Origin of the sequence: Mesorhizobium sp. M1E.F.Ca.ET.041.01.1.1, assembly GCF_003997355.1 — a bacterium.
Taxonomy (GTDB): Bacteria; Pseudomonadota; Alphaproteobacteria; order Rhizobiales; family Rhizobiaceae; genus Mesorhizobium.
Map to the genome: position 1 here is coordinate 1 of NZ_RZSL01000507.1, position 4,460 is coordinate 4,460.

Annotated in this window: 3 protein-coding genes and 1 pseudogene; 2 read left to right on the top strand and 2 right to left on the bottom strand. The window is 64.1% G+C overall.

What is annotated here, in order from left to right:
- Nucleotide 1: 1 nt before the first annotated feature.
- Both EOA38_RS28920 and EOA38_RS28925 read right to left on the bottom strand, forming a co-directional pair.
- Entirely contained in the window at nt 2-880 is an 879-nt protein-coding gene (locus EOA38_RS28920; protein WP_127300843.1) for a TniB family NTP-binding protein, read from the bottom strand.
- A 1-nt stretch (nt 881) separates the two neighbouring features.
- Complete coding sequence (locus EOA38_RS28925; RefSeq protein ID WP_127300844.1) at nt 882-2,534, bottom strand: Mu transposase C-terminal domain-containing protein; 1,653 nt, start codon at nt 2,532-2,534, stop codon at nt 882-884.
- Between the two features lie 155 nt (nt 2,535-2,689).
- On the opposite strand from EOA38_RS28925, the gene EOA38_RS28930 reads away from it, so the two are divergent.
- The gene (locus EOA38_RS28930) at nt 2,690-3,763 is read left to right on the top strand and encodes an RHE_PE00001 family protein (protein WP_245480943.1); all 1,074 of its coding nucleotides are present in this window, start codon (nt 2,690-2,692) and stop codon (nt 3,761-3,763) included.
- 450 nt (nt 3,764-4,213) lie between these two features.
- Nucleotides 4,214-4,460 (top strand): annotated as a pseudogene (locus tag EOA38_RS28935) (AAA family ATPase); the annotation flags it as partial.

A 4,460-nucleotide genomic window follows, 5' to 3' on the forward strand; every position in this document is an offset into this window, starting at 1 on the left:
GTCACAGCAGGTTGTCGCGCACCGGCGCCCTGCGCCGCTTCGAGACCGGGACGTAGCGCAGCGCCTCGATGCCCGATCGCGTGATCCGCTCCTCGCTGGACCTCACGGCAACCGTGGCCGCTGTCGAGACGATCGCCACGATCTCGCCCATCAGTCCCTCGGAAAGCTGGAAGATCGTTCGTGCTAGCGGCTCATCCGAGAGATTTGACGCGCGGGCAAGCGGCAGAGCGCCCTCGAGGCTGTCGAGCAGCGCAAGAAACTCCTCGCCATATTGCCAACGCGGCACGGCGTGAAGATCAAACCGGGTCGCCATTTCAGCGGTCTGATTGACGAAGTCATAGACGGCGACCTCGCCGATCAGAACCGGCGAGATGTCGAACTGGCGGCCGATCCTCCGAAGGAAGGCAAGCACTGCCTCAACGTCGCGCGCCCGGCCGCGCAGAGCATTGTGGAACTCATCGAAGATCAGGATTCTGGGCTTCAGCCTGTCGAGCAGATGATCGACCTGTTCCGCCTTGCGGCCGACGTCTCGGCTGCTGCCCGTCGGCGCTCGCAACGCCTGCAGGATACTTCCGTAGAAATGGGCAAGGCCCGCGCCCTCGCGCGTCTGCACCACCCACACCCGCTGCTGTTCGGCTGTTCTCAGATGTCCGACGGCGAAGCGTTCGGCGATCATGGTCTTGCCGTTGGCATAGGGTCCGACGAGCATCAGTCCTCGGGTCCGCAGCGATGGCGGCCGCGACAGAAGCTCGGCAAGACGTTCGTGCGCTGTGAGCGCCACCTGATGTCCGATCCACCGCGGCGCCTGGATGTAGGCGATCCGCTCTTCCGTGCTGCGGTCAAGGTGCGGGCGAACGTGATCAAGCAGATGGTCCGCCACGTCACCAATCCTCCACCGGCAGGCGGCGCTTCGGGCGAACGGGATGATCGGCAGGCACCGGCGTTGCCGGCCGCATCGCGTCATAGGGCTTGGGCGCGTCTGCGGCGTGAGATTTGCGCGCGGCATTGCGCAACTCTGCCTTGGACGGCTTCGGTCCGTCTGCGATCTCCGCGATTTGGCGGCGCAGCATCACCTTCTCTACGTCGGTGCGTGCATTCGCGGTGCGTCGCGACAGCCGGATGGCCTCGTGCTCCCACAACGTCATCGGCGCAAGCATGCCGTCGCGCCGCTCCACCGATCGAAACTCCCTGGTCTCGGGATCGCGGGCATAGACGTGGCTGATGTCGCGGGGATCGTATCGAAGCTCGAGCTTTCCTAGCCGATCCCGCTGCGGAACCAGCTCGCTCAACCAAGGTGAATAATAGTCGAGTGCGAACATACTGACACCCTGCGGCGAGATGCGTCGCTCCGTTCCGGGCATGAATGCCAGCAGGACCCGCATGGGATCATCGTCGAAGCGTGCAAGTTCATGTGCCTGCCGATCCCATTCTGATGCCGGCACCCTCAGGGTCCTGGCGTTTTGCTGCAGGTTGTGGTCGATCACCGCAAGCGCGACGCATCGCTCGAGATCGGCGAAGCTGAGACGCGCCCGGCGCTCCGCGGGATATTGGTCGCGGTCCGCCACGGATCGGCCCGTCGAGCCAGGCTGCGTCGCAAGAACCCCGTTGAGCTTCCCGAGCAGCCTTTCGACCACGCCACCCTGATGCACGCGGCCGCGATCCCGGTAGCGGATACGAATGCCGTAGTCCTCGCACCCACGCTGAAAGGCATTCCCTTTGAACTCCTTGGCGGAGTCGGTGACCAGCAATCGCGGTCGACCGAACATCGGCCACCCATGTTCGATGCCGCGCGCAACCAGCCATTCGTCCTTCGGACACATTGCCTGCGCCAGGCACAAGGCGACCGACAGCGCCGACGGCTTTTCGAGCGTGAGGCAGAAGCCGAAAATACAACGCGTCGCCACGTCGGTGACGATCGTCAGGTAGGCCCGGCCGACGAACGTTCTGCCGCCCTCGACGACCTCGACGAGATTGATGTCGGTCGGCGTGTGATCGATCTGGCAGACATCCATTGGGTGCGCCGCGTAGATGTATCCGGGTCGGGCCTTGAGCCGATGGAGATGTTTCGGGTTCGCGGATCGCTTCTTCGCGATTTCCTCAGGGCCAAACAGTGCGGGTATTCTGCGGGCGACCGTCAGATAGGATGGAGGAGCGAGGTCCGCCTCCTCGCAGCGGGCGCGGATCTCGGCCACGATTGGAGCGAGGGGCGGAGCCTCCAACACCAGCCACTGCTCTCGCAGTGTCGCCGCGATGATCTCCTCGATGTCCGGTCGAAGGCGCTTCTTCCGGGTCCTATCCCCGCCGGGCAAGAGCGACGTTACGGTCTGATCGACACGGTAGCGCGCCAGCAAATTGTAGACCTGCCGCGTCGAGACGCGTAGCTCGGCGGCCGCGCGCGCGATTGCCGTCCGTCGGGAACCTGAGCCGTCCAGAATCCTGTCTAGCTCGCGCGCGACGCGGCGCGCCGTCGACCATGCTTCTTCGGAAGGCGACGCAGCAGGCGCCGGTTTCAGGCTGTGCAATCGGTTCGGCAAAATGAGCGGTCAGTGAAATCGTTAGCGAAAAATCACGGCCGTAGTAGCGCCTAAACCTAAACAGCACATGACTATTGCGCGATTGAAATTGGGAAGTGAAAACGACAGCCGAAGACCTTCTGGCGCGGCTCGACGAGCGCGTGCAAAAGAGCCCGGTGCGCGACGGTTTTGTCGAACGCTGCCACTTCGCCGACGCGGTCGCCGCGCTGTGGCTCGAAGGCGAGCTCGTCCACCTTGAGGACCTCGTCCTGCATGACGCCCATATGGACATTCGCACCCCGACCCACGAACTCACCCGGGCGCATGCCGTGCTGCGCGCCCGCCGCCGGATTTTTGCGCACAAGCCCGACTGGGCGCTGTCGCGCCCCGGCCTTTTGGTCTTGCGCGGCCGCGAAGGGCAGGACGGCGACGAGTCGATCGCCGGGAAGGCCGCCGCCTGGCCAGTCGGCTCCGCCGGCGACAGCCTTGCTGAAGACACCGGCCAGGAGGACGCTCTGGCCGAAGAACTGGCCGAGATCGACGCCGTGCTGGCCCGCTCCAGCCGGCTGTTGGCGGGCGAAAAGTTCGCGCCGCGCTCGGCGGACAGCCCGGACGTCGACGCAGCAGGGCGGGGGACGAAAGCCCCGGAGACGGCTTCCTTTGATGGCTTCGGGCCGCTGATCCGCGACCTCGACTGGGACGAGGACCAGCGGCTGGCCGACTGGCTCGCCGTCGTCGACAACCTGCGGGGCGAAAACATGCCCGCCTTGCTTCAGGCGGCAATCGCCTGGGAGGCGTGGCAAGACATCGAACCGCTGCAGCACCAGCATTGGCTAGGCACGCTGTTGGGCGCCGCTCTGCTGCGCCAGACCGGCAAGGTCGGCTCGCATCTGTTTTGCCTCAATGCCGGATTGCGGATGGTTCCGCGCGAGCGGCGCAAGAGCCCGGTCCGCACCACCCGGCTGCTGGCGGTCCTCGGCGCTTTTGCAGAGGCGGCATCGGCCGGGCTCAAGGAACTCGACCGGCTTGCGCTGGGCAAAGGTCAGATGGAACGCCGGCTCAGGAAGCGGCGAAAAAACTCGAGCCTGCCGGCGCTGATCGACCTGGTCCTGGCGCGGCCGGTGGTGTCGGCCGGTCTGATCGCGGCGGAGCTCAAGGTCACGCAGCGTGCGGCGCTCGGCCTCGTTTCCGAGCTCGGCATCCGCGAGGTGACGGGCAGGGGGCGCTACAGGGCGTGGGGATTTGTGTGACGAAAGTCGCAAGATCAGCGGTGTGTGCCCTCCTCATGCAATCTTGGCAGGGGAAACTCACGTCGCGTTTTCCGTGCCCGCCCGCGGTGATGGCTCGGCATCGAGCCATCACCGCCGCAGAAAAGCATCCGCCGTTTCATCGCGTTTAGGCAGAGCGCTCCTTCCCCTTCCAAAACCTACCCAGACCAACGTCGTCGCCGTTGGATTGCGACCGTAGGCGTCTGCCGTCCTCGGAAACCCCAAACGATCCCGGCGCGGCAGGTTTCCGCTGCCGATGCTCGTCAGTCCATCCGAAACGTACGGGAGCGGTAACTACTAACTGGCGGGATGCGTCTAACTCCCGATCGCAAAGAAGTACCCCCGTATGTAACTGCCGTTTTTCACGTCTTCCGCTGTATTTCTGATGAAACGCGAAGCAGTCTGATACATAATCAGCCGTCGGGAGGCAGGATGGCTAGAATCGTTCACATCAAGATTGAGAGATTTCGCGGCATTCGCCTGTTGGAGTGGATTCCATCGCGGAGGGTCAATTGCCTCATCGGTCCCGGCGATTCCTGCAAGACGACAATTCTCGACGCTATCGAACTCGCGCTAACGCCACGCAGTTATCTGATCGCCGATGACTCGGACTTCTTCGATCTTGATGTCGAAAAGGCTGCAAAAATCACCGTCACGCTCGCCGGCCTGCCTGCTGAGT